General features: G+C 35.2%; 3 protein-coding genes. All 3 read right to left on the reverse strand.

All coding sequences use genetic code 11. From position 1 onward, the window contains the following. Positions 1 to 148, reverse strand: a 148-nt coding sequence (locus HRT72_06075) for a hypothetical protein (GenBank protein NQY67274.1), incomplete at its 3' end; no start/stop codon positions are given. A 769-nt stretch (positions 149 to 917) separates the two neighbouring features. Continuing rightward, the gene (locus HRT72_06080) at positions 918 to 1,958 is read right to left on the reverse strand and encodes a Fic family protein (protein NQY67275.1); all 1,041 of its coding nucleotides are present in this window, start codon (positions 1,956 to 1,958) and stop codon (positions 918 to 920) included. A gap of 168 nt (positions 1,959 to 2,126) precedes the next feature. Next, positions 2,127 to 2,432 (reverse strand): DUF1566 domain-containing protein (locus HRT72_06085; protein NQY67276.1); only part of this gene is annotated, 306 nt, incomplete at its 5' end.

The following is a 2,432-nucleotide window of genomic DNA, read 5'->3' on the forward strand; positions in this document are numbered from 1 at the left end:
GTCCGTCAAAAGAGGGGAATAGAGCATAAACTTCATTTTTATCACAAATACCTGGAATAGTTTCTTTGACTTCCATTCTTGCAACAAACTGAGCTGAAGCACTTAGACCAATAAATCCAATGATTAACGTTAAAATTGTTTTTTTCATAATTCCTTTTTTTTGTAATGACACCCAACGTTCTGTGTATGGTGTCGTAGCAACCCGAAGGGTGCTATGCGCTATACACTTTGTGTGTGCCCAGTATGGGCATCTTTAATTTACCGTAAGGTAAATTATTCATCTAGAGGGTGCAAGTCCCTTATGGGCAGGGGTAACGCCTTGAACCATTAGTAAGCTGCAAGGTTGCTAACCGTGAGGTTAGGACTGAAGTTATTTGTGACTGAATAAGGAACAAATACCGACTACAAATTTCGGTACTGACGAACAGGAACCGCATAAGAGGCATAGTTGATCGGGTAAGCAAGCACATCTTTGTAAAGCCCGAAAGAATACCCAAAGGTCAATTATGTAGATGCGGCAGGGATCGAATGAAAGAAGATGCAATTACCTGGGGAGATCTCCACAGTCACGAGCTGGCAAAGTGGAGAAGTCAGCAGAGGTCATAGTACCTACATAAAGTAGGGAAGGACTGAACGATATTCTTCTCGAAATTAAATTGGGAGTAATTTTTACGTTACGGATAGTTTTCCAGTAGAGTTATAGCCCTTTATGAAAGTAGAGAATAGCTTCAACTGGTGTAAAGAGCAGTTGTTGAGATGATTATCGAACCGCCAAGTATGTTCCTGAGGGCAAATATCCAGTGGATATTTAATCGAAAGGAAGGAGCGAAGCTCGCGTACGCTTGGTGGTGTGAGAGGCGCACTCCGTCAGTTAGTTCTGGCGGAGCCGTCTACTCGATTACCCAACGTTTTCTCTTTTAAAAATAGGTGTTTACTGCAAATTCGAATTGAGTAATGAATATTTTCTTGAATGCAGTTAAATTGTTTTGTTCATAAAAAATCAACATAGCTTTTTTATAATCAATAGAATCTACTGTTCTAAATGATAATGGACAGTATTTGTTATTCATTAAAATAGCATTACTTACAATACGTGCTGTTCGTTTGTTTCCATCCATAAAGGGTTGTATGTATGAAATTAACATTAAAGTCAGTAAGGCTTTATCAAAAATGTTTTCTTTTTTATTTACTAATTCGCACATACTTGTTAGTGCTTCTTTTATTTGAAATTCATTATCAAGAGGCAGGTAGTTTGTTCCTGAGATACCAACTTTTCTTTGCCTTATATTTCTATTAGCAGCTAACTCTTTAATAAGTAAGCTATGAATATCTTCAATTTTTGAAGTAGATAAAGGAGCTACGTATTCAGGAGTGTCAATTATAAAATCGATAGCATCTTTATGATTCAATAACATTGTAGCTTCATCTTTTGTTTTTCCAGAAGCTGTTTGTTTTTCTTTTAATAGTTGTTCTGTTTCGAGTAAAGAATAGGTGTTTCCTTCAATTTGTGAGGATTTCCAACTTAAATCAATTGCCAATCGTTCGAGTTCTTTTTTATATTCAAAATCTGTTAATATTGAAATATTTTTTTGATATTGATTTTGTAGAATAGATAATGTCTTTAACTCACTTTTAGTAAACAAACTGACCTTAGTTAAGGTTTCTGTGATTAATGTAAGGTTGAATTTTTGAATGATATTACGTTCATCAATTTCTTTTTTATAATAATCGCTTACGTTTATTGGCTCAAAAATTTTATAAGCAGGTGCAATAGTGTATTTGGTGCTTTTTCCTTTTCCAGTTTTGGTAATTAAATTTTCAGAAATTAAGTCTGTTACAATTCTCTTAACTGTAGCATAACTAATAGTGCTGGTAATACCTTCATGTATTTCTTTTGAAGAGTATTCTTCACCTTTTTTGAGAAAATTTAGAATTTCTGTCTCTCTGTTTTTTGACATATTGACTCTTTGAGCTCACAAATATATTGTTTTAAGCTCATAATGGAGTTGTTTTGAGCTATAAATCATCTGTAAGTGAGCTTAAAAATGGAGGGCGATTGCCCTCCAAAAAAATAAAATCGACCGCTTCGCGGTAATAAATTGTTAAATAGATGAATGGATAAATAGTTAAAAAGCCCTAACTGCACGAACAGAATTTGTGGCGAGCTTATCGTAGTTGGTCTGGTTACCATTGAAGAAACTCTGGCACCACGCAAAGTTGCTACCATTGAAGAAACCATCGGACTCCGTAGAACTCCAATAGAAGCTACTAGTAAAACCGCCAACCACAGTTCTTTGATCATATAATAAATTAAGTTCGTATTTTGAAGGTAAATACCAGTCGCCATAGGTAACCCCTCCCGTTGTAATTTGTAAATCATTACAAATTTGAGCCGCATAATCACTTCCATCATCACCAATTGCAACTTGCGA

This window comes from Flavobacteriales bacterium (genome assembly GCA_013214975.1).
Classification (GTDB): domain Bacteria; phylum Bacteroidota; class Bacteroidia; order DT-38; family DT-38; genus DT-38.